General features: G+C 68.6%; 20 protein-coding genes, 1 pseudogene and 1 riboswitch. Of the genes and pseudogenes, 17 read left to right on the top strand and 4 right to left on the bottom strand.

Annotated features, from left to right (window positions below; all coding sequences use genetic code 11):
- The first annotated feature begins 108 nt into the window (after positions 1-108).
- The 6 genes from ACW17V_RS00550 (at position 109) to ACW17V_RS00525 (ending at position 4,295) form a co-directional block, all read left to right on the top strand.
- Positions 109-531, top strand: a complete 423-nt coding sequence (locus tag ACW17V_RS00550; protein WP_492106962.1) for an Rrf2 family transcriptional regulator — start codon at positions 109-111, stop codon at positions 529-531.
- Between the two features lie 269 nt (positions 532-800).
- On the top strand, positions 801-1,406 hold the full coding sequence (locus ACW17V_RS00545) for a flavodoxin family protein (RefSeq protein ID WP_492106961.1): 606 nt from the start codon (positions 801-803) through the stop codon (positions 1,404-1,406).
- 215 nt (positions 1,407-1,621) lie between these two features.
- Positions 1,622-2,422, top strand: a complete 801-nt coding sequence (locus ACW17V_RS00540; protein WP_492106960.1) for an SDR family NAD(P)-dependent oxidoreductase — start codon at positions 1,622-1,624, stop codon at positions 2,420-2,422.
- 58 nt (positions 2,423-2,480) lie between these two features.
- Entirely contained in the window at positions 2,481-2,837 is a 357-nt protein-coding gene (locus ACW17V_RS00535; protein WP_492106959.1) for an ArsR/SmtB family transcription factor, read from the top strand.
- Positions 2,834-3,370 (top strand): SRPBCC family protein, encoded by a 537-nt coding sequence (locus ACW17V_RS00530; RefSeq protein WP_492106958.1) that lies wholly within the window; start codon positions 2,834-2,836, stop codon positions 3,368-3,370. Before ACW17V_RS00535 ends, ACW17V_RS00530 begins: the two co-directional genes overlap by 4 nt.
- Before the next feature lie 199 nt (positions 3,371-3,569).
- On the top strand, positions 3,570-4,295 hold the full coding sequence (locus ACW17V_RS00525) for a hypothetical protein (protein WP_492106957.1): 726 nt from the start codon (positions 3,570-3,572) through the stop codon (positions 4,293-4,295).
- 43 nt (positions 4,296-4,338) lie between these two features.
- Here the strand turns inward: ACW17V_RS00525 and ACW17V_RS00520 are convergent, their stop codons facing one another.
- Positions 4,339-5,034: a MarC family protein gene (locus ACW17V_RS00520; RefSeq protein WP_492106956.1), complete on the bottom strand. Its 696-nt coding sequence runs from the start codon at positions 5,032-5,034 to the stop codon at positions 4,339-4,341.
- A gap of 97 nt (positions 5,035-5,131) precedes the next feature.
- Here ACW17V_RS00520 and pyrF point away from each other — a divergent pair, with 97 nt between their 5' ends.
- Positions 5,132-5,833 carry an orotidine-5'-phosphate decarboxylase gene (pyrF, locus tag ACW17V_RS00515; RefSeq protein WP_492106955.1) on the top strand — a complete coding sequence of 234 codons (702 nt, stop codon included), beginning with the start codon at positions 5,132-5,134 and terminating at the stop codon, positions 5,831-5,833.
- Positions 5,834-5,837: 4 nt separating this feature from the next.
- Positions 5,838-6,161, top strand: coding sequence for a low molecular weight protein tyrosine phosphatase family protein (locus tag ACW17V_RS00510; RefSeq protein ID WP_492106954.1), 324 nt, complete (start codon positions 5,838-5,840; stop codon positions 6,159-6,161).
- 26 nt (positions 6,162-6,187) lie between these two features.
- Here the strand turns inward: ACW17V_RS00510 and ggt are convergent, their stop codons facing one another.
- Positions 6,188-7,867 (bottom strand): gamma-glutamyltransferase, encoded by a 1,680-nt coding sequence (gene ggt / locus ACW17V_RS00505; RefSeq protein ID WP_492106953.1) that lies wholly within the window; start codon positions 7,865-7,867, stop codon positions 6,188-6,190.
- Between the two features lie 434 nt (positions 7,868-8,301).
- On the opposite strand from ggt, the gene ACW17V_RS00500 reads away from it, so the two are divergent.
- Together ACW17V_RS00500 and ACW17V_RS00495 are read left to right on the top strand one after the other, a co-directional pair.
- Positions 8,302-9,102 (top strand): suppressor of fused domain protein, encoded by an 801-nt coding sequence (locus tag ACW17V_RS00500; protein ID WP_492106952.1) that lies wholly within the window; start codon positions 8,302-8,304, stop codon positions 9,100-9,102.
- On the top strand, positions 9,099-9,509 hold the full coding sequence (locus ACW17V_RS00495) for a hypothetical protein (RefSeq protein WP_492106951.1): 411 nt from the start codon (positions 9,099-9,101) through the stop codon (positions 9,507-9,509). The genes ACW17V_RS00500 and ACW17V_RS00495 overlap by 4 nt, the downstream gene beginning before the upstream one ends.
- Before the next feature lie 104 nt (positions 9,510-9,613).
- On the opposite strand, the gene ACW17V_RS00490 is transcribed toward ACW17V_RS00495, so the two are convergent.
- Positions 9,614-9,823 (bottom strand): DUF1674 domain-containing protein, encoded by a 210-nt coding sequence (locus ACW17V_RS00490; RefSeq protein ID WP_492106950.1) that lies wholly within the window; start codon positions 9,821-9,823, stop codon positions 9,614-9,616.
- Between the two features lie 97 nt (positions 9,824-9,920).
- Here ACW17V_RS00490 and ACW17V_RS00485 point away from each other — a divergent pair, with 97 nt between their 5' ends.
- From ACW17V_RS00485 to ACW17V_RS00465, 5 genes and pseudogenes are all read left to right on the top strand, one after another.
- Entirely contained in the window at positions 9,921-10,325 is a 405-nt protein-coding gene (locus tag ACW17V_RS00485) for a hypothetical protein (RefSeq protein ID WP_492106949.1), read from the top strand.
- A 63-nt stretch (positions 10,326-10,388) separates the two neighbouring features.
- Positions 10,389-11,672, top strand: a complete 1,284-nt coding sequence (locus ACW17V_RS00480) for an RsmB/NOP family class I SAM-dependent RNA methyltransferase (protein ID WP_492106948.1) — start codon at positions 10,389-10,391, stop codon at positions 11,670-11,672.
- Between the two features lie 238 nt (positions 11,673-11,910).
- On the top strand, positions 11,911-12,573 hold the full coding sequence (rpe, locus tag ACW17V_RS00475; RefSeq protein ID WP_419319597.1) for a ribulose-phosphate 3-epimerase: 663 nt from the start codon (positions 11,911-11,913) through the stop codon (positions 12,571-12,573).
- Positions 12,574-12,581: 8 nt separating this feature from the next.
- Positions 12,582-14,303, top strand: a complete 1,722-nt coding sequence (locus ACW17V_RS00470; protein ID WP_492106947.1) for a heparinase II/III family protein — start codon at positions 12,582-12,584, stop codon at positions 14,301-14,303.
- Between the two features lie 175 nt (positions 14,304-14,478).
- A pseudogene (locus ACW17V_RS00465) lies at positions 14,479-16,386 on the top strand (hybrid sensor histidine kinase/response regulator); the annotation flags it as partial.
- Here the strand turns inward: ACW17V_RS00465 and ACW17V_RS00460 are convergent.
- The gene (locus ACW17V_RS00460) at positions 16,383-17,612 is read right to left on the bottom strand and encodes an NAD(P)/FAD-dependent oxidoreductase (RefSeq protein ID WP_492106946.1); all 1,230 of its coding nucleotides are present in this window, start codon (positions 17,610-17,612) and stop codon (positions 16,383-16,385) included. The pseudogene ACW17V_RS00465 and the gene ACW17V_RS00460 sit on opposite strands and share 4 nt — an antisense overlap.
- A gap of 944 nt (positions 17,613-18,556) precedes the next feature.
- Here ACW17V_RS00460 and ACW17V_RS00455 point away from each other — a divergent pair.
- Positions 18,557-18,865: a hypothetical protein gene (locus ACW17V_RS00455; protein WP_492106945.1), complete on the top strand. Its 309-nt coding sequence runs from the start codon at positions 18,557-18,559 to the stop codon at positions 18,863-18,865.
- 26 nt (positions 18,866-18,891) lie between these two features.
- A riboswitch (ZMP/ZTP riboswitch) is annotated at positions 18,892-18,972 on the top strand.
- 29 nt (positions 18,973-19,001) lie between these two features.
- A complete protein-coding gene (gene purH, locus ACW17V_RS00450) occupies positions 19,002-20,591 on the top strand; it encodes a bifunctional phosphoribosylaminoimidazolecarboxamide formyltransferase/IMP cyclohydrolase (RefSeq protein WP_492106944.1) in 1,590 nt (529 codons plus the stop codon).
- Positions 20,592-20,598: the final 7 nt, after the last annotated feature.

The raw sequence follows: 20,598 nt of genomic DNA, 5'->3' as shown, positions 1-20,598 counted from the left end.
CAATCTGATCCGGGTTCAATCGTCACGCGACGTTCGGCGCTGGCGGGAATTTGCCCAAGGCGAGTTTTTGGTTGAACGCGCCCATATCGCCCTTAGGTTCCTTTCGAGATGTCCGACAGCCAAAAGTTTCCCGTGGCGGCTCACGCCCTCGCCTATCTGGCGCACAAGCAGGCCTTTTCGCCTGATCGTGCGGTGGCGAGCGTCGAGCTGGCGGCCTCGGTGCCGACCAATCCCGTCGTCGTGCGGCGGGTGACCGCCATGCTGGGCAAGGCCGGACTGATCGGGGCCCGGGCCGGCGCCAATGGCGGAGCCTGGCTGCTGCGGCCGGCCGAAGAGATCACGCTCGACCTGGTGCTGCGGGCCGTCAACGGCTGCGCCCACCTCGGCGTCGCCCCTCCCGGGGTCAAGGGCTGCCCGGTCGGCGAAAAGATCCCCGACGCCGTCAGCGCCGCCATCACCGCCGCCAATACCGCAGCCCACGACCGCCTGGGCCAGATCACCGTGGCTGACCTGCTGGCGGACGCGCACTAAATCCGCTCTCCCCGGCGAAGGCCGGGGCCCAGATCGAACCCACCGCCATCCGCTAACGCCCCACAGCGCCTGAGCGCATCACCCCCTAACGCTCGGGCTGGATCTAGGCCCCGGCCTTCGCCGGGGAGAGCGGGAGTTTGCATTTCGATCCAGCCTGAATCCCGCCCCAGAAAAACTGCACCAACATTTGTTGCTGATCCCTCTGGCGAGTCCGGAAAGCGACATTACGTAACCGCTACAGGTTCAGTTTCTAAACAAGGGATATCCCCATGACCACCGTCGCCATCGTCTATCATTCCGGTTACGGCCACACCGCTGTTCTCGCCGACAAGGTCGCCCAGGGCGTCCGCGACGCCGGCCAGACCGCCGTGCTGCTGAAGATCGAAAGCGCCGACCAGGACTTCGCGCCCTTTATCGAGACCATCACCAAGGCCGACGCCGTGGTGTTCGGCGCCCCGACCTATATGGGCGACGTCTCGGGCGTGTTCAAAGTGTTCGCCGACGCCACCTCCAGCGCCTTCTTCACCGGCGCCTGGAAGGACAAGCTGGCCGCGGGCTTCACCAATTCGCACAGCTTCGCCGGCGACAAGGGCCACGCCCTGGCCAGCCTGACCATCCTGGCGGCCCAGCACGGCATGAACTGGATCAATCTGGGCGTCCCGTCCCCCGCCGTCACCGCCGCCGAACGCGGTCCCGACACGCTCAACCGCGTCGGCTCGTTCATCGGCCTGGCCGCCCAGAGCGACAACGCCTCGCCCGAGATCACGCCGCCGGCCGGCGACCGCGAGACCGCCCGCCTGCTGGGCGAACGCGTCGCCAAGGCCGCCCTGCGCTGGACCCAGGGCGCCGACGCGGCCCTCGAGAAGGCCGCCTAGGGGCCGCCTAGGCCAAACCTCTCTCGCCGGATCCCTCCCGGCGATCGAGCCGTCGTGATGTGAGCCCACGTCGCGACCCGAGGGGGCGTCGATCCCCAACCCCCGACGCCCCCTCCCCCTTTCTGGTCTGGAAAGGGGCCCTTGCACCCGCCTTGAACCAAATCGCCGGCCGTGCTGGTCTCCAGCGAAGTTTCGCTTTCGCATCGGACACCACCATGGCCCGCCGCCTCGCCCTGATCACCGGCGCCTCCGCCGGCATCGGGGCCGCCTTCGCCCGCATCCTGGCCAGCCATGGCTATGACGTGGCCCTGACCGCGCGCCGCGCTGACCGGCTGGAGGCCCTGGCCGCCGAGATCCGCCTGCGCTTCGGCGTTGAGGCCTACGCCATCGCCGCCGACCTGGCCGACCCGGCCGGGGTCGACGCCGTGCTGGCCGGAGTCGAGGCCCAGGGCCGTGTGGTCGACGTGCTGGTCAACAACGCCGGCTACGGCCTGCCCGGGACCTATGCGACCACCAGTTGGGCCGACCAGGGCAAGTTCCTGCAGGTTATGCTGACCTCGGTCTGCGAGCTGGCCCACAAGGTGCTGCCGGGCATGGTCGAGCGGCGGTTTGGCCGCATCGTCAATGTCGCCTCGCTGGCGGGCTTGGTCCCCGGCGCGGCCGGCCACACCCTGTATGCGGCGACCAAGGGCTTCCTGGTGAAGTTCTCCCAGAGCCTGCACCTGGAGAACCTGTCGACCGGGGTGCATGTCAGCGCCCTGTGCCCGGGCTTCACCTATTCGGAATTCCACGACGTCAACGGCACCCGCGCCCAGGTCAGCCAGTCCCTGCCCGCCTGGCTGTGGCTGGGGGCCGACGAGGTGGCCGCCTCGGGCTACGAGGCCGTCGAGGCCAACCGCCCGGTCTGCGTGCCCGGCGCGCCCAACAAGACCATCGCGGCGATCGCCAAGATCCTGCCCGATGACTGGGCTTTGGCGCTGATGGCCAACCAGGGCGGCCGCTTCCGCAAGGTCTGAACCCCCTCATTCAACCCATTGGTTGACTCTTCAGATCCGCGCCTACATATTCAACCACATGGTTGAATTACACACACAACAGCTGGACACCGTTTTCCACGCCCTCGGCGACGCCACCCGTCGGCGGATGCTGGGCGAGCTGGCGGCCGGCGAGCGCACGGTGAGCCAGCTGGCCCAGCCGTTCTCGATTTCGCTGGCGGCCGCCTCCAAGCACATCAAGGCGCTGGAGACCGCCGGCCTGATCCGCCGCGAGGTGCGCGGCCGCACCCACATCTGCCGCCTCGATCCCGGCCCCCTGGCCAGCGCCCACCAGTGGCTCGGCGTCTATGAGCGCTTCTGGAACGGCCGCCTCGACATCCTCGAAGGCCTGCTGCGGCAAGCCGACGCCCCCACCCCGAAAGGAGACGATCAATGACCGACACCGTGACCCTCGACGCCTATGGCGTCGTCGTCGAACCCGCCACCCTTAAGATCCAGCGCCTGCTGCCCGGCCCCGTCGAGCGGGTCTGGAGCTATCTCACGCAGAGCGAACTGCGCCGCCAGTGGCTGGCCTCGGGCCAGATGGCGGCCGGCGTCGACACGCCCTTCGAGCTGACCTGGCGCAATGACGAGCTGACCGACCCGCCGGGCCAGCGCCCCGAGGGCTTCCCCACCGATCACAGCATGCAAGGCCGCATCACCGCCTTCGACCCGCCGCGCAAGCTGGCCATCACCTGGGGCTCCACGGGCGGCGTGACCTTCGAGCTGGAGCCGCAGGGATCAGAGGTGCTGCTGACCCTGACCCACCACCGCGTCACCGATCCTGCCGTGCTGCTGAACGTCAGCGCCGGCTGGCACGCTCACCTCGACATCCTGGCCGCGACCATGGCCGGCCGGAAGACGGCCAAGCCGTTCTGGGATCACTGGCTGGGCCTGAAGGCGGACTACGAAAAGCGTCTGGCGGGCTGATCAAGCCGCGGCCAAGCGGTCCGCCCGACCCCAGGAGCCGCCCTTGGCTGCTTAGCTCAACCCAACATGAAAGCCGGATATGCCCTCTTCTATCGGCAAGAGCGCCTTCACGACCGCCAACGCGATGACCAGCGGAACGCAATCTCCTCGGCGCGGGACAAGGTCCCCTCTCCATTTCCTGAGCCAGGCCCTGCTTGCCATGGCAGCCGCCACGGCGGTCAGCCCGGCGATCGCTGAAACATCGCGCTCGACAGGTCTGCAGGCCATGCCCGCCGAGCTGGAAATCCGGTTCGCCTTGAGCGCCGTACCCGCGCCGCTTCGAAAGGCGGCGTCAGCCTATATCCTCGATCCCGAGCAGGGCTATCGACTCGCCAGAGTCGGGACCAGCGGCGTCGCCTGTCTTGTCCAGCGCACGGCCTGGGAACTCGGGGACTACCGCGACGACATCTATATCCCGCTCTGCTACGACGCCGCAGGCGCGAAAACCTATCTGAAGGTGATCATGGATGCGGCCGCCTTGCGCGCCCGGGGGCTGTCCGCCAAAGCGCTTGAGGCGCGCATTTCCGGTGACTGGGCTAACGGAACCTACGCCCCGCCGATCAAGCCTGGTCTGTCCTACATGGTCGCCCCCATCATGCGCACCGTCGGCCCTCCCGACATGAAGGTCCACACGATGGCGATGCCGCATCTGATGTTCTACGCAGCGGGCCTGACCAATGCGGATATCGGCGCGGTTCCCGACCTTGCCGTTCCCGCCAGCCTTCAGAACCCGTTCGTCGACCGCCAGGGAAACGACCAGCAGAGCTATATCATCCAGCTGCTGGGCGAAGCCGACAAGGCTCGTATCCTGCTGGACGAACAGGCTCTGGTCGGTGACCTGTGCGCCTATCGCGCGATCCTCTGCCTTCACTCCGAGGAGCACTGAGGCCCGCATCCGGTGCGATGCAAGTATCGCAAGGGCCGAAAGATCACTTCGCTTCCGCGTACGGCGCCTTGGCGTCCTGCCGGACCAGGCCCCGCGTGGCGTCGCCGACGCCGATCAGCACGAACTGCACCGCCAGGGCGCACAGGATCAGGCCCAGCACCCGCACCACGATGCTCATGCCGATCCGGCCCAGCACCCGGCTGATCAGCGGCGAGGCCCAGAACACCGCCACCAGCACCACCGACACCGCGGTGATCACGCCCACGCCCAGGCCCAGGCCCGCCCAGCCGAACGGCTTGGCCTCAGCGGCGTAGATGATCACGGTCGAGATCGCGCCCGGCCCGATCAGCAGCGGCATGGCGAACGGCACGATCAGCCGCTCGAAGCGCTTCTGGGCGTAGGCCCGCGCCGACTGGCCCTCGATGCCCTCGGCCGCATCAGCGAACATGGTGGTGAAGTCGTCACGCAGCATGTCCAGCCCGAGAATGAACAGGATGATGCCGCCGGCGATGCGGAAGGCCGGCATCGAGATGCCGAAGAAGGCCAGCAGGGTGACGCCCGTGAAATAGAAGAAGATCAGGAAGGCCGCGACGAACAGGCCGATATAGACGGCCACCATCCGCCGCCCGGCGGCGGCGGCGCCCAGGGTGGCGGCGGCGAACAGCGGCACGTTGCCGATCGGGTCGATCAGGGCGAACAGGGCGATGAAGAAGTTGACGGCAAGTTTGGCCTCGGTCATTCGACGTCCCTACCTTCCAACGCACCGGATCTTCGCCTGTCTTAAGGTGAAGCGCCGCCATGCGCCAACCCCCGGGGCCCAGACCATGACAGTGACCATGACCGCTGATCCGCGCCTGATCATCCCGCTGGACCTGCCCAGCGTCGACGAGGCCCGCGCCATGGTCGACCGGCTGGGAGACAGCGTCAGCTTCTACAAGATCGGCCTGGAGCTGCTGGCGACCGGCGGCATGGGCCTGGCCGCCGAGCTGAAGAAGGACGGCAAGCAGGTCTTCCTCGACTGGAAACTGCACGATATCGGCGCGACCGTTGAGCGCTCGGCCCGGGTGCTGGCCCAGGCCGGCTGCGACCTGCTGACCGTCCATGCCGAACCGCAGGTGATGCGCGCCGCCGTGCTGGCGCGGGGCGGCTCGGACCTGAAGATCCTGGCCGTCACCGTGCTGACCAGCCTGACCGACGCGGACCTCGTCGAGATGGGCTACGCCTTCGGCGCCCGCGACCTCGTCGAGCGTCGCATCCGCCAGGCCCTCGACTGCGGCGTCGACGGCGTGGTCTCCAGCCCGCACGAGGCGGCTCTGGCCCGTGAGATCGCCCATGGCGCCTCAAGGCCCGACTTCCTGGTGGTGACGCCCGGCGTGCGCCCCGACTGGTCGGCCAAGAACGACCAGGCCCGAGCGGCCACCCCGGCCGACGCCCTGCGCGCCGGCGCCAGCCACCTGGTCTGCGGCCGTCCGATCACGGCGGCCAACGACCCGCGCGAGGCGGCGCTGAAGGTAATCGCGGAGATGGCGGGAGTTTAGGCGCGTGAACGTGCTGTTCGTTTGCAGTCAGAACCGCCTGCGCAGCCCGACCGCCGAGCAGGTGTTCGCCAAATGGCCCGGTATCGAAGTCAGCTCCGCCGGCCTCGACGACACCTGCGGCAACCCTGTGACCCCCGAGGAGCTTGAGTGGGCTGATCTGGTTCTGGTCATGGAGCAGGCGCACAAAAACAAGCTGTCCAAACGCTTCAAGCCGTATCTGAAAAACGCCCGGGTGATCGTGCTGGGCATTCCCGACGACTACCCGTTCATGGACCCGGCGCTGGTGAAGCTGCTGGAGACGAAGGTTCCTCCGTTCCTGCGACGATGATTCCCGCTCCCCTTGCGGGAGGAGGCCTATTGCACCACCAGCGCCACGCCCCGCGCCCGAGGATCCGCCACAGGAACAGGCGTCCCGTCCACCACCTGAATCGCTTCGATATCGCCGTTATAGTCCTGGGTCTCGGTCACGTAGCCCCGCGCCGCCAGCGCCGCCTTCAGCGAGTCCGACGGCGGGGCGTAGGGCTCGAAGAAGATCGTGTTGTCGGGCAATAGCTGGTGGTGGAAACGCTGGACCTTCTGGGCGTCGGCCAGCGACAGGCCGTGGTCATAGACGTCGGCCAGCACCTGGAACACCGAGGTGAAGATCCGCGAGCCGCCCGGCGTGCCGATCACCATCGCGACCTTGCCGTCTTTCGTCAGGATGGTCGGCGTCATGGACGACAGGGGCCGCTTGCCCGGCGCGATGGCGTTGGCCGAGCCCCCCACCACCCCGAACATGTTGGGCGCGCCGGGCTTGGCCGAGAAATCGTCCATCTCGTCATTGAGCAGGAAGCCCGCCCCCTCGACCACCACGCCCGAGCCGAACCAGCCGTTCAGCGTATAGGTGTTGGAGACGGCGTTGCCCCAGCGGTCGACGATCGAGAAGTGGGTCGTCTGCGGCTTTTCCAGCCCCGGAACCACCGCCTGGGTCGGTGAGGGCCTGTCCGGATCGATCCCGGCGGCGCGCCGGGCCACATAGGCCGGGGCGATCAGGGCCGCGACCGGGACCTTCACGAAGTCCGGATCGCCCAGATATTCCGCCCGGTCGGCGAAGACCCGCTTTTCGATCTCCGAGACCAGATGGATGTATTGCGGGCTGTTCAACGGCGCGTCCGCGAACAGCCTGGCCGCGTCCTGCTTCATCAGCAGCAGCTGCATCAGGGCGATGCCGCCCGAACTGGGCGGCGGGGCGGTGATCACGCCATAGCCGCGCCAGTCGGCCCGCAGCGGCTCGCGCCACACGGCCCTGTAGGCGGCCAGGTCCGCCTTCGTGATCAGACCCTTCGCCGGTCCCCGCTGCATCTGGGTGACGATCAGGTCGGCGGTCTGGCCTTCATAGAAGCCCCTGTCGCCCCCCTTGGCGATGCGCTCCAACGTGTCGGCCAGAGCCGGCTGACGGAACATCTGTCCGGCCTTCAGCCCGCCGAAATGCGCCTCGAAATTGGTGGCCGCGAACGGCGCGCGGCTGCCGTCCAGGATGCCGATCAGCTGCGGCGTGACCAGAAAGCCGTCGCGGGCATAGCGGATCGACGGCGCCAGCACCTTGGCCCAGGGCAGCTTGCCAAACCGCTTGTGAGCCATGGCCATGCCGCGCACCGTGCCCGGCGTGCCGACCGCCAGATTGCCGTACATCGACCGCTCGGCCACCGGCTCGCCATCGGCGCCCAGGAACATGTCGGCTCGCGCGGCGGCGGGGGCGGTCTCGCGGTAGTCGAGGAAATAGGGCTTGCCGTCGACCAGCAGGGTCATGAAGCCGCCGCCGCCCAGATTGCCGGCCTCGGGATAGGTCACCGCCAGGGCGAAGGCGGTAGCCACCGCCGCATCCACGGCGTTGCCGCCCGCTTTCAGGATCTCCTCGGCGGCCAGGGCGCCATAGCGGTCAGGCGAGGCGACCGCGCCGGCGGTCAGCGTGGCTTGCGGCCTGGCCAGAACCGGCGGCGCGGCGAACACGAAGGCGGCGGCAAGGACCGCGCAGAACCGGGCGAACAGACGCAAGACAACGGCCTCCTTCGGGTGTGAGCCTGACGTTAACCGATACCGACGGCGCTTGAAGCCCTGCGACGAAGGATGCCGTGAATTTCGGTGGGGCGGGAGTGACGGCTGATTTTAGGTCGCCGTGCCTTCGCCCTCCGCGAAGGGAGCCATCCTTACATCTCACGGCGAAACGATCGCCGGACTGTAGAGGTCTCTCAAGGACCGGTCTTCGACCGGCCGCGCCGCGGCGGCCCGGAGGGCCGTCCTTGACAGACCTCTACAGTCCGGCACGCTACAGCCTCCAAGAGATGTAAGGATGAGCGGGACGCGAGGCGTCCGCTTTCGGGGCAGACGCCAATATCTGCTTTCGACCCATCGCGGACCCGCAACAAGTCAGCTTCTGCGCCGTGCAAAGCTAAGCTATTCGTCGGCCGCAGGTAGTGGCGGAGGCAGGTGTGGATCTCGAAGAAGTTTGGCGTATCCGCGAGGAAGAGATTTACCCAAAGCTCTTTGGACCGCTGAGCCGGGGGATTTTTCCGCTCACCCAAGAGACGTTCAGTAATCGCTTCGGCCAACAAGAGATCGACCCGCGATGGCTGTTCATGGGCGTGATGGAGTTCGCCCCAACCGCCGCCCGTCCCTCGTGGCTCTACGTTACCTCCGGCTATTCCAATCCGTGGCTCGACGATCCAGCCGACTATGATCCGGATGGGGAGTCTGGCGCCGGTGTTGAGTTTACCCTAGCAACCGTAGAGCAGGCTGACTGGGCCATTCAGGCGCTGCAATCGATGCTCGCCTTTGACCTCCTGCTCGACGCTGGCCGCTTTCCTTCCGGCCAGCGCCTTTCCCTCCACGATCGCGTTCCGCTCCATGGCCCTATAGATGGCCGCTCAGATTGCCTGGTGAGAAACCTGATCATGGTCGAGCCGGAGGGCTTCGATCAAGAGTTCGCGCTTCCGTCAGGTGTTGTGATCCTCACGGCGTTCATTGGCGCGACGGACGCGGAGACGGGCTTTGCGCGAACGCAGGGAGCCGGTGAACTGATCGAGCGGCTTCGCGCCGCTGGCCACTTCCCGGCTATCGATCCGCGTCGACCTTCCGTCTGCCAACCACCCCTAGCTGAACTTCGCCCTGTCCGCTTTCCGGCATGGCGGCCAATGTCCGGTTACGGGCGGGGTCATCAATTCCGGACCCGACCCGTTGCGGACGTTCGGCCGGCTAGCAATGCTCCGCTTTGGTTTGGAGGTGCAGGGTGAACAGAAGACATTTCGCCGTGGTCGCGCTTGTGACGATGTTGGCGGCTTACTTGGTGGTAGCTGCCTTACAACTTGGCTATCTCGCGCTCGGCTACACGCTTCGATTTCAGTCCGCGTTAGGGACTGATGTGCAGCACATCGATTTCCCAGGTTGGCGATCAATTGTCGCGATGGCGCTTGCATCGCTTGCATCGCTGGCGGTCATTCTCAGAATGAGGGACATCGGAATTAGCGCTTGGCTGGCATGGCTCACCCTAATCGGCGCGGTGAGTACGGGCGGCTACGATGTATACCGATGGGGAACTATGGGTTCGCCTACCCGACCCGAAGCTTTGGCGCTGTTGCTCGGAATTGCGCTGCTGGTTAGCTACTGGCGAAAGACCAGGATTTCACCGCCGGTCGTATAAAGGCAGGGCAGCTCCCCACCCGTCTCCGACCCTCGCGATGTCCGGTTTCGAGCGGCCGCCTGATTTCCGTTCCCGCCACTGAGAGCAGGGAACGCCCAGCCCCCTCAGAAATCGACCGCCACGCCCTTGCGCTCCCAGTCGCCGAAGCGCGTCGGCTCGGGGCCGTCGCGGCCGCCCTTTTCCTCGGCCATCGCCACCGCCTCGGCGGCGGCGCGGCGGGCGGCGGCTTCCTCCAGCGCGCGGCGGGCGGCGGGGGTCAGCGGCTTGTCGGGGGCGGCGCCCAATTCGGGCGGAGGCGCGGAAAGGTCAGACATGACGAAGGTTTAACATCATCGCGCTTGATCGCGCCAGCACGGCAGTGTTCAACCCCCGGCTTCAAATATCCACGTTCAGATACCGGGGGAATCCGACATGAACACACATCGTTGGCCTCACGCCTTCTTCGCCGCCGCCGCCCTTTACGCCATGATCGGCGTCTCCTGGGGCCTGGCCATGAGCATCTCGAAGGATCACGGCGCCTACTCCGCCCACGCTCACCTCAATCTGTTGGGCTGGGTGAGCCTGGGCCTGATGGGCACGTTCTACGCCGTGCTCGGTCAGGCCGTGGCCAGCTGGGTCAAGCTCGTCAACTTCACCCTCTCCAATATCGGCGTGATCAGCATGATCAGCGGCCTGTACCTCTATCTTGGCCAAAAGGGTCCGCCGTCGGTGTTTGGTCCGCTGCTGGCCGTGGGCGGCCTGTCGGTGGTGGCTGGCTTCCTGGTGTTCGGCCTGACGGTGATCTCCAGCGCGTTCCGCAAGCCCAGGATCGCCTAGGCGGCGCCTGATTTTTCGCTCAAACCGCTTGCGCTCGCCGTCGCCTCGGGGCACGGCGGGGCGGTGAACCAAGAACTCAATGACGGCCTCCCCGCCCGGGAAGCCGCGCTTACCCTCATAGACGCGGCCCTGTCGCGTCGCGGCGGCATCGACGAAGCCGCGTCCGCCCACGGCTTCCGCTTCCTGGAGCCGCGCGAGCGCGCCTTCGCCCGCGCCCTGGCCATGGCCGCCCTGCGCCGCCTGGGACCGATCGACCGCGCCCTGTCGGCCAAGCTGCAGAAGGAGCCGCCGCCGCGCGTGCGCAACCTGCTGCGCCTGGGCGTGGTGCAGGCCTTCTATCTGGATGTGCCCGCCTTCGCGGCCGTGGCCACCAGCGTCGAAATGGCCGGGATCAACAAGGCCAGCCGCCCCTTCAAGGGCCTGGTCAACGCCGTGCTGCGCGGCCTGCTGCGCGACGGCCCGCCGTCCGATGATCCCGAACAGCTGGCCCCGCCATGGCTGTTCACCCGCTGGACCGCCGCCTGGGGTCTGGACACCGCCCGCGCCGTCGCCCTGGAAATCGCCAATGAACCGGCCGCCGACCTGTCGCTGAAGGATCCGGCTCTGGCCGAATCGTGGGCCCAGCGTCTGGAGGGCGAGATCCTGCCCGGCGGCACGCTGCGCGCCAGCCGCAAGGGCGACGTCGCCGCCTGGCCGGGCTTCGAGGAAGGCGGCTGGTGGGTGCAGGACGCCGCCGCCGCCGTCCCCGCCCGCCTTCTGAACGTCAAGGCCGGCGAGACCGCCGTCGACCTGTGCGCCGCGCCCGGCGGCAAGAGCCTGCAGCTGGCCGCGGCCGGCGCCAGCGTGGTCGCCGTCGACCGCTCGGCCGCCCGGCTGGAGCGGCTTTCCGACAATTTCAGGCGCATGAACCTGACCGCCGAGGTCGTGGTCGCCGACGCCGGCGCGTGGGACGATCCGCGCACCTTCGACGCCGTGCTGCTGGACGCGCCCTGCTCGGCCACCGGCACCTTCCGCCGCCACCCCGATGTGCTGTGGGCCGCCCGTCCCGGCGACGTGGCCAGCCTGGCCGGCGTTCAGTCCCGTCTGCTCGACGCCGCCGCCGACAAAACCAAGCCCGGTGGGCGACTGGTCTATTGCGTCTGCTCGCTGGAGCCTGAAGAGGGCGAGGCCCAGGTCGAGGCCTTCCTCGCCCGCCGGCCCGACATGCGCCTGGACCCCATCGCTTCGGGCGAGGCCGGCGCGCCGGCCGCCAGCCTGACCGCGCGGGGCACGCTGCGCCTGCTGCCGCATCAGCTGGATGGCGGTCAGGACGGCTTCTTCGCGGCGCGATTCGTCAGGCTCCCCTAACCCGCTCTTCCCGGCGACCCGAAGGGCGGCGAAGCCAACGCCGGGACCCAGATCGCGCCCAGGGCGCCAGCCTGTCTAGCTCAGAGACCCGGCGCGACATCCCCAGATGCTCAGGCTGGATCTGGACCCCGGCCTTCGCCGGGGAGAGCGGGATGAAAAAGCGACTATGAAAGAACCAGCCAAAAGCGCGACAACGCGCTTGCTTGTCCCACGCCGCGACGCCGGTTAAGCCAAGGGCATGACCGCCGCACCGCTCATCGCCCCGTCCATCCTCGCTTCCGACTTCGCCAAGCTGGGCGCGGAGGTCGCCGCCATCGAGGCCGCCGGCGCCGACTGGGTGCATGTCGACGTGATGGACGGCCATTTCGTGCCCAACATCACGCTCGGCCCCGACATCGTCAAAGCGATCCGGCCGCACGCCAGCATCCCGTTCGACGTCCACCTGATGATCAGCCCGGCGGACCCTTATCTGGAAGCCTTTCGCGCCGCTGGCGCGGACATCATCAGCATCCACCCCGAGGCCGGGCCGCACCTGCACCGCTCCCTCAAGCGCATCCGCGAACTGGGGGCCAAGGCCGGGGTGGTGTTCAACCCCTCCACCTCGATCGACCATGTGGAGTGGATCCTCGAGGACGTCGACCTGCTGCTGGTCATGTCGGTCAATCCGGGCTTTGGCGGCCAGAGCTTCATTCCCGGTCAGCTGCGCAAGGTGGAAGCCCTGCGCCGGATGGTCGACAAGGCCGGGCTGGACATCATCATCGAGGTCGACGGCGGCGTCACCCCGGCCACCGCCCCGCAGTGCGTCGCCGCCGGGGCCACGGCCCTGGTCGCCGGCTCGGCGGTGTTCAAGGGCGGCCCCGGCGCCTATGCCGACAATATCCGCGCCCTGAAGGGCGGCTGATCGTCCTGATGGTCGCCGAACGCTTCGCTCGCGGCTTACCCAGGATCCCGGCGCTTCCGCGCGGCGGCGTTCTGACGCGGGCGATCGGCGCCAATATCAAGAGCCATGTCGAGCGCGAGTGGTTCGGCTCGCCGCCGCACCGGCTGCTGATCTCGCTGCCCAAGCCCCGCGGTCTGGCGGCCCATCCCCACGATCCGCGCCCGGTCGATCCCGAGCATGGCCGCAAGATCCTGGCCGGGGTCATGACCCTGTCGGGCGGCGCCCTGCGGGTCGGCGAGGCGGGCGACCCTTTCGACACCCCCAGCCCCACCCGCCGCTTCGCCGTGGCCCTGCACCGGTTCGACTGGCTGCCCGACCTGATGAGCGCCGGCGGGGCGCGCCGCGCCCTGGGCCTGCTGGATGACTGGCGCCGGGTGTTCGGCCGCTGGAACGCCTTTTCCTGGACGGGCGAGTGCCTTGAGCGGCGGGTGTTCCACCTGGCCTGCGCCGCCCGCGCCCTGGCCGCCGAAGGCTCCGACGCCGAGATCGCCGACCTGTCGATGGATCTGGCCCGTCAGGCCCGCCAGCTGTTCAAGGCCTCCGACGCGCCCGAGCGGGTGCTGGAGCGCGCCGTCACCGCCACGATCGCCGGCTGCGTGCTGTCCGAAAAGCCCGGCGACCGCCTGATCGACCAGGGCCTGAAGATCATCGCCCGCGAGATCGACCGCATCGTGCTGGGCGACGGCGGCCACGCCACGCGCTCGCCCGAGGCGGGGCTGGAACTGCTGTTCGACCTGCTGACCCTCGACGACGCCCTGGGCCAGCGCGGGCGGCCCTCGCCCGAAGCGGTGTCGCGCGCCATCGACCGTCTGGCTTCGGCCGCGCGGTTCTTCACCCTGGCCGACGGCCAGCTGGCCGCCTTCCACGGCGGCGAGGCCGTGGCGGGCGGGCGCATCGCCGCCGCCCTGGCCCATGACGACGCCGGCCCGCGTCCGCCGCATTCGGCCGTCCACAGCGGCTATGAGCGCATGCAGGGCGCCAGCATCCAGGTGATGGCCGACGCCGGCGCCCCGGCGACCGGCCCCCTGAGCCGCGCCGCCTGCGCCCAGCCGGCCGCCATCGAGATCGTCTGCGGCAAGGACCGGCTGATCACCAGCTGCGGCTGGAGCCCGGAAGCCGGCGGCGCCCACGCCTTTCGCCTGTCCGACGCCGCCTCGACCCTGTCGGTGGGCGACGGCTCGGCGGGCCGGCCGCTGTCGGGCTTCCGCGCCCACGCCCTGGGCCCGTGGCTGGTCGACGGCGCCACGACCGTCGAGGTCAAGCGCCACGACGCCGACAACGGCGTCTGGCTGGACATCCTGCACGACGGCTGGAAGCGCCTGGGCCTGTCGCACGCCCGCCGCCTGTTCCTCGACATCGCCGCCGACGAGCTGCGCGGCGAGGACAGCCTGATCCCGCTGGCCCCCGGCGACGCCCTGGGCCCGCGCCGCTACCTGCCCTTCGCCGCCCGCTTCCACCTGCATCCCGACGCCCGCGCCTCGATCGCCCGCGACGGCAAGAGCGTGCTGATCCGCGGACCGTCCAATATCGGCTGGTGGCTGAGGAACGACGCGGTCGACGTCGAGATCGCCGCCTCGGCCCACTTCGACCACGGCCAGGCCCGCAAGGCCGGCCAGATCGTGCTCAAGAGCCAGGTGCGGCCCGAGGTCGGGGCGAAGATCCGCTGGAAGCTGACCCGGGCCGAGGGCTAACCCCTTCCCCAAGCGGGACAAATCGCCGCAGACCGGCGGTTGGCGAACTTCGTTCAGCCGCTCTAAACCGTGAAAGCTTAACCTGAACGCCGAGCGCGCAATGTGAGGTTTCATGATCGCCGGTAACCTGGACCAGCCCTCCGTCGTGGAGGCCAGCTTGCAGGCTGCGCTCGATGTCGTGCCTGAAGGCTTCGCGGTCTTCGACGCCGACGATCGTTGCGTGTGGTGGAATGCGCGCTATGCCTGTCTGTGGGCCCGGTGGGGCGTCACCCTGACGGCGGGAGCGCGCTTCGAGGAGTTGCTGCGCGCGGGCCTGGCCACCGGTCGCTATCCCGAGGCGGCGGCCGACAGCGAGGCCTGGCTGGCCGGACAGCTGGCGCGCCGCAAGCTGGATCACGCCCACGACATCCGCGAAGAGTCCGGCGAGCATCTGCGGTTCGAAAACCGGCGCACCCCGGCGGGCGGCCTGGTCACCACCTGCATCAACATCACCGACCTGCGCCGGCGCGAGGCCGAGGCCCTGGCGGCCCAGGGCTTCCTGGACACCGTGGTCGAGAACACGCCGGCCATGCTGTTCGTCAAGGACGGGGAAACGGGCAAGTTCCTGCTGGTCAACCGGGCCGCCGAAACCCAGCTGGGCGTGCCCCGCGCCGAGCTTCTGGGCAAGAACGACCACGACTTCTTTCCCAAGGAACAGGCCGACCACTTCGCCGCCGATGACCGCCGCGTGATCAAGAGCGGCAAGCTGGTCACGATCGATGAAGAGCCGCTGGACACGCCGCACAACGGCCGCCGCTGGTTGCAGACCCGCAAGATCGCCATTCCGGGCCAGGACGGCCGCCGCCACCTGCTGGTGATCTGCGAGGACATCACCGAACGCAAGGCCAGCGCCGCAGCCCTGGCCGAGGCGCTGCAGAAGGCCGAGGCCGGCAGCGTCGCCAAGAGCGAGTTCCTGGCCAATATGAGCCACGAGATCCGCACGCCCCTGAACGGCGTGGTCGGCATGGCCGAAGTGCTCAGCCGCACCGCCCTGGACGAGGCCCAGCGCGGCATGATGGAGGTCATTCTCAACTCCGGACGCACGCTCAACATCCTGCTCAGCGACATCCTGGACCTGTCAAAGATCGAGGCGGGGGGTCTTGAGCTGTCGGCCGACCCGCTGGACCTGCGCGAGGCGATCACCGCCGCGGTCGCCGTGTTCAGGGCCGTGGCCGAAGACAAGGGCCTAGGCTTCCATCTGACCTTCGCCGACGATTTCCGCGACCACGTCGTGGGCGACGCCCTGCGGGTGCGCCAGGTGATCGCCAACCTGACCAGCAACGCCGTCAAGTTCACCAGCGCCGGCGCGGTCAGTATCCTGGCGCGGACCGACGTCCAGGCCGGCGGGCGGATCGGTCTGACAGTCAACGTGCAGGACAGCGGCGAGGGCTTCGACCCCGCCACCGGCGACCGCCTGTTCGAGCGCTTCCAGCAGGCCGACGGCTCGGTGACCCGCAAGGTCGGCGGCACGGGGCTGGGCCTGCCGATCGCCCGGCGCCTGGCTCGGCTGATGGACGGCGATGTCACCTGCGCCGCCCGGCCTAGGGTCGGCGCGACCTTCACCTTCCAGGCCTCCTTCACGCCCGGCCGGGCCCGTGACCTTTCGTCCGTGGCCAGCGCGTCGACCGAAGGCACGCTGGACCGGCGCCTGCGGGTGCTGCTGGCCGAGGACCATCCCACCAACCAGCAGGTGATCGTCCTGATGCTGGCCGAAGCCGCCGACGTCACCCTGGCCGTCGATGGCCAGGCCGCCATCGAGGCGTTCGATCGCGACGCCTATGACGTGGTGCTGATGGACACCCAGATGCCGGTTCTGGACGGCCTGGCCGCCATCGCCCAGATCCGCGCCCGCGAGCGGGAGCGCAAGGTCAGACGCACACCGATCATCTCCCTGACGGCCAACGCCATGCCCCATCAGGTGGAGGCGTGCCTCGCGGCCGGCGCCGATCTGCACCTGGCCAAGCCGATCAGCATCCACGGCCTGTTCTCCAGCCTGGCCACCGCCCTGGAAACCGCCTCGGAGACCGCCCTGGAGGCCTCCTAGATCACGGCGTGACCCGCGAGGCCGAACACCGCCTCCACCGCCGGATTCGCCGCCCGCCCCGTCACCCGGTCGGCCAGATAGTCGCCCACCATCGGTCCGTGCTTGAAGCCGTGACCGCCGCCGCCGTTGGCCAGCCAGACATTGTCGTAGTCGGGGTGGCGGTCGATGATGAAATGGCTGCTGGCGGTGTTGTCTACCTGACAGGCCCGGGTCTCCAGGATCGGCGCGTCGCGCATGTCGGGGAAGCGGTGGCCGATATAGTCGCGGCCCTTCTTCAGCAGATAGTCCGTGGGCAGACGTTCGGCCGTGTCGGGATCCTGGGTCACGCGGCCGCCGGCCTCGGGCGAGTATTTCAGGCCGCGCTCCAGGCTGCCAAAGCCATAGCCGCCCAGCACATGGTCGTGCCAGGCCGGCTGGTTGGGCCAGGAGAAGCGGGCGTCGCCGGCCGGTGGGCCCCAGTAGAAATATTCGCTGCGATAGACCCCCACCCTTGGCCCGACCAGCTTGGGAAACAGCCTGGCCGCCCAAGGCCCGGCGGCGAAGACGAACTGGCCGGCGGCCAGGCTGCTCCCATCGCCCAGGGCCAGGCTTTCCAGCCGCCGCCCCGCGGCCGCGCCCGGCCGGGCGGCGGCGATGCGGAACTGGCCGCCCTTCTTCTGGAACACTTCGGAGACCAGGATCATGCTGTCGCGCGCCTTGATTACGGCGGCGCTGGCGGCGGTCTCGACAAAGGCAAACTCGACATCGTCGAACGCCATCTGCGGATAGCGCGCCCGCAGCTGGTCGCGCGACAGCACCGCATAGGGCAGCTTGAGGTCGTCGAAAATCTTGCGCTGGGCCAGCATCTGCGGAAGCCAGCGATCGGCCAGCTCGATGCGGTCGTTGGGATAGAGCAGGGTGCGGCCAAACTCGGCCTCGCGCAGCTTCCACATCGCCAGGGCCTGCATCGACCAGGCCGAATAGAAGCCCTGGGCGCCATAGCCCGCCCGGATCGAGCGGGTCTCGCCGGCCGACGAGGCGCGCGGATTGGCCGGGCCGTACTGGTCGAGCGAGACCACCGACAGCCCCCGCTCCCTCAGCGACAGCGCCGCCCAGCCGCCAAAGGCCCCGGCGCCGACCACCGCCACGTCCGGCGCGCCCTTGCCCACGGCGGCGACGGCCGGCGCCGCGCTGGCGGCCAGGGCGCCTCCGGCCGTGACGTTCAGAAAGCTGCGCCTGTCGATCATGGTGTCGCCCCTCAAATGACCCGCCCATCAAACCCGGCCCGCGACGATCCGGGCAGGGAAATCACCACCCGGTTCGGCAATGCCGCCGGTTTGTCCGCCTGTTGAGCGCGAGGCGCCTGCAAGTCCTCCCCCTGAAGGGGGAGGCGGCCGCGGAGATCGAAACCGTCTCCCTTTCGGAGAGGGCTGGGAGAATGGGGATAGCGCGCAGTTTATCCCCGTTCTTTTCAGAACAAACTTCAGCCAGATCAGCCACTTGTAAAATAGTTGATCGCGCCAATCCTCGGAGCTCAAACCGCCCGTATTCTTGGTGCTGTCCCCGTCGCAGGGGGAGGGCGTTTGGTACCGGCCCAAAGCGGCGATGGGGATGGAGCTGAGCGGGGCCGCGACGCCCTGGAAGGCGGGTCGAGGTGTGCGGGCTGTCTCAGAAGGACGGACCAAACGCTGAGTGGCTCGTCGGCCGGGTGAACGCGGGTCGAAGAGGGCGAGGGATCGTAAACCCGCCTATCGCGCATCGTCGGCGTCGAGACGGTTAGCCGATCGACGGGATGCGCGCCCGTACGGGGGCTCTTGGGTATCAGAGCTGAAAGACGCTCGCTTGGCCCGATCCTCACGCAAGAACAGCTTCTGCGAAGCGGACAGGTCGAGCCGAAACGCACAAACAACATCACGGTCATCCGGGTTCGTCCCGGCCGCTTCGCGCCTCCCCGACTAGCTCAGCGGTTCTCCGTTTGAGATCGCGAACTCGCGTCCAATGCCCGGACGCCCCCTCCGTCACGCTGCGTATTCGCAGCGCGCCACCTCCCCCGTTTCACGGGGCAGGAGAAGAGCGCTCCCTCCTGCCCCGTAGCGAAGCGTGCGGGGGAGGTGGCGCGGCGCGAAGCGACGTGACGGAGGGGGCGTCCCGGCGATGGCCGCATCAGCAACCAACCCAGGAGAACACCCCCATGCCCAAGTCCAAACCACCCCGCAGCCGCTATCGCCCGCTTCGCCGCGTCAACAAGGCGACGGAGCGCGCGATGATGATCTATGACCGGCTGGAAGATTTCACCGAAAAGCTGCATCGCCAGATCGCGCCCTTTCTCGACCAGATCCCGGCGCGCGAGCGCACGCTGATGCTGACCCTGCTGGCCGACAACCGCGCCCAGATCGCCGGCGGTCGGGCCGACATCCTGCAGCCCAGCGCCACGCCCGTGCTGGACGAGCTGATCCGGCAGGACACCGAGCGCCGGCGGCGCGAGGCAAGCCGTCATTGACTCCCCCGCCCCCGCCCGTATTTTCCGCCCGTTCGCGTAACTGGCGCTAGTGATGGGCAACCATCGGGGAGCGCGGACCTCATCCGCCGCGCGCCTGGGCTCCCTCACCGTCTTCCACCAGACCCGGAGTCCCGCCGTGCCCGCCGCCCCCGACTATCCGTCCGCCCCCGATCTCGTTTCGCCCAAACGCGCCCTGCTGTCGGTCTCCGACAAGACCGGCCTGGTCGAGGCGGCCAAGGTCCTGCACGAGGCGGGCGTCGAGCTGGTCTCGACCGGCGGCACCAAGGCGGCGATCGCGGCGGCCGGCCTGCCGGTGAAGGACGTGTCGGACCTGACGGGCTTTCCCGAGATGATGGACGGCCGGGTCAAGACCCTGCACCCCATCGTGCATGGCGGGCTTCTCGGGGTTCGGGATGCTCCCGAACATGCGCAAGCCATGGCCGACCACGGCATCGGCGGCATCGATATCCTGTATGTGAACCTCTATCCGTTCGAGGCCACGGTCGCGAAGGGCGGCAGCTATGCCGAATGCGTCGAGAACATCGACATCGGCGGCCCGGCCATGATCCGCTCGGCGGCCAAGAACCACGGCTATGTCGCCGTCTGCACCGATCCCTCGGATCTGGCCGAAGTGCTGGAGGCCCTGAAGGCTGGCGGCACCACCCTGGCCTTGCGCCAGCAGCTGGCGGCCCGCGCCTATGCCCGCACGGCGGCCTATGACGCGGCGATCTCGGCCTGGTTCGCCCAGGCCCTCGGCCAGGACTTCCCGGCCCGCAAGGCCATCGCCGGCGAGCTGCGCCAGGTGATGCGCTATGGCGAGAACCCGCACCAGAAGGCGGCCTTCTATGCCTTCCCCAGCCCGCGCGTCGGGGTGGCCACGGCGACCCAGCTGCAGGGCAAGGAACTCAGCTACAACAACATCAACGACACCGACGCGGCCTTCGAGCTGATCGCCGAGTTCGACCCGGCGGCCGGCCCGGCCGTGGCGATCATCAAGCACGCCAATCCCTGCGGCGTCGCCGTGGGCGGCTCGCAACGGGAAGCCTATGAGCGGGCCCTGGCCTGCGACCCTACCTCGGCCTTCGGTGGCATTGTGGCGGTCAATTCGCGCCTGACCCGCGAGGCCGCCCTGCAGATGGTCGAGATCTTCACCGAGGTGGTGATCGCCCCGGAAGCCGATGACGACGCCATCGCGGTGTTCGCGGCCAAGAAGAACCTGCGCCTGCTGGTGACCGGCGGCCTGCCCGACGCCCTGTCGACCGGGGATACGTTCAAGAGCGTGGCCGGCGGCTTCCTGGTGCAGTCGCGGGATGACGCTCGGATCACGGCGTCGAACCTGAAGGTCGTCACGAAGCGCCAGCCGACCGACACCGAGGTGCGCGACATGCTGTTCGCCTTCACCGTGGGCAAGCACGTCAAGTCCAACGCCATCGTCTATGCCCGCGACGGCCAGACCCTGGGCGTCGGCGCCGGCCAGATGAACCGCAAGGACTCGGCCCGGATCGCGGCCCTGCGCGCCGCCGATTTCGGCCTCGACCTGAAGGGTTGCGCCTGCGCCTCGGAAGCCTTCTTCCCGTTCGCCGATGGTCTGATCCAGGCGGCGGAGGCGGGCGCCACCGCGATCATCCAGCCGGGCGGTTCGATGCGCGACGGCGAGGTGATCGAGGCCGCCGACCGGCTGGGCCTGACCATGGCCTTCACCGGCGTGCGGGTGTTCAGGCACTAGGATCCCG

It is taken from the genome of Caulobacter sp. FV2ye17ST, assembly GCF_058680955.1.
This window is presented reverse-complemented; position numbering and strand designations above follow the sequence as displayed.

Excerpts from the sequence above, each read along its gene's own strand:
- ACW17V_RS00550 (WP_492106962.1), top strand. The coding sequence starts at position 109 with ATGTCCGACAGCCAAAAGTTTCCCGTGGCGGCTCACGCCCTCGCCTAT.
- ACW17V_RS00545 (WP_492106961.1), top strand. The coding sequence starts at position 801 with ATGACCACCGTCGCCATCGTCTATCATTCCGGTTACGGCCACACCGCT.
- ACW17V_RS00540 (WP_492106960.1), top strand. The coding sequence starts at position 1,622 with ATGGCCCGCCGCCTCGCCCTGATCACCGGCGCCTCCGCCGGCATCGGG.
- ACW17V_RS00535 (WP_492106959.1), top strand. The coding sequence starts at position 2,481 with ATGGTTGAATTACACACACAACAGCTGGACACCGTTTTCCACGCCCTC.
- ACW17V_RS00530 (WP_492106958.1), top strand. The coding sequence starts at position 2,834 with ATGACCGACACCGTGACCCTCGACGCCTATGGCGTCGTCGTCGAACCC.
- ACW17V_RS00525 (WP_492106957.1), top strand. The coding sequence starts at position 3,570 with ATGGCAGCCGCCACGGCGGTCAGCCCGGCGATCGCTGAAACATCGCGC.
- ACW17V_RS00520 (WP_492106956.1), bottom strand. The coding sequence starts at position 5,034 with ATGACCGAGGCCAAACTTGCCGTCAACTTCTTCATCGCCCTGTTCGCC.
- pyrF (WP_492106955.1), top strand. The coding sequence starts at position 5,132 with ATGACCGCTGATCCGCGCCTGATCATCCCGCTGGACCTGCCCAGCGTC.
- ACW17V_RS00490 (WP_492106950.1), bottom strand. The coding sequence starts at position 9,823 with ATGTCTGACCTTTCCGCGCCTCCGCCCGAATTGGGCGCCGCCCCCGAC.
- ACW17V_RS00485 (WP_492106949.1), top strand. The coding sequence starts at position 9,921 with ATGAACACACATCGTTGGCCTCACGCCTTCTTCGCCGCCGCCGCCCTT.
- rpe (WP_419319597.1), top strand. The coding sequence starts at position 11,911 with ATGACCGCCGCACCGCTCATCGCCCCGTCCATCCTCGCTTCCGACTTC.
- ACW17V_RS00470 (WP_492106947.1), top strand. The coding sequence starts at position 12,582 with ATGGTCGCCGAACGCTTCGCTCGCGGCTTACCCAGGATCCCGGCGCTT.
- ACW17V_RS00460 (WP_492106946.1), bottom strand. The coding sequence starts at position 17,612 with ATGATCGACAGGCGCAGCTTTCTGAACGTCACGGCCGGAGGCGCCCTG.
- ACW17V_RS00455 (WP_492106945.1), top strand. The coding sequence starts at position 18,557 with ATGCCCAAGTCCAAACCACCCCGCAGCCGCTATCGCCCGCTTCGCCGC.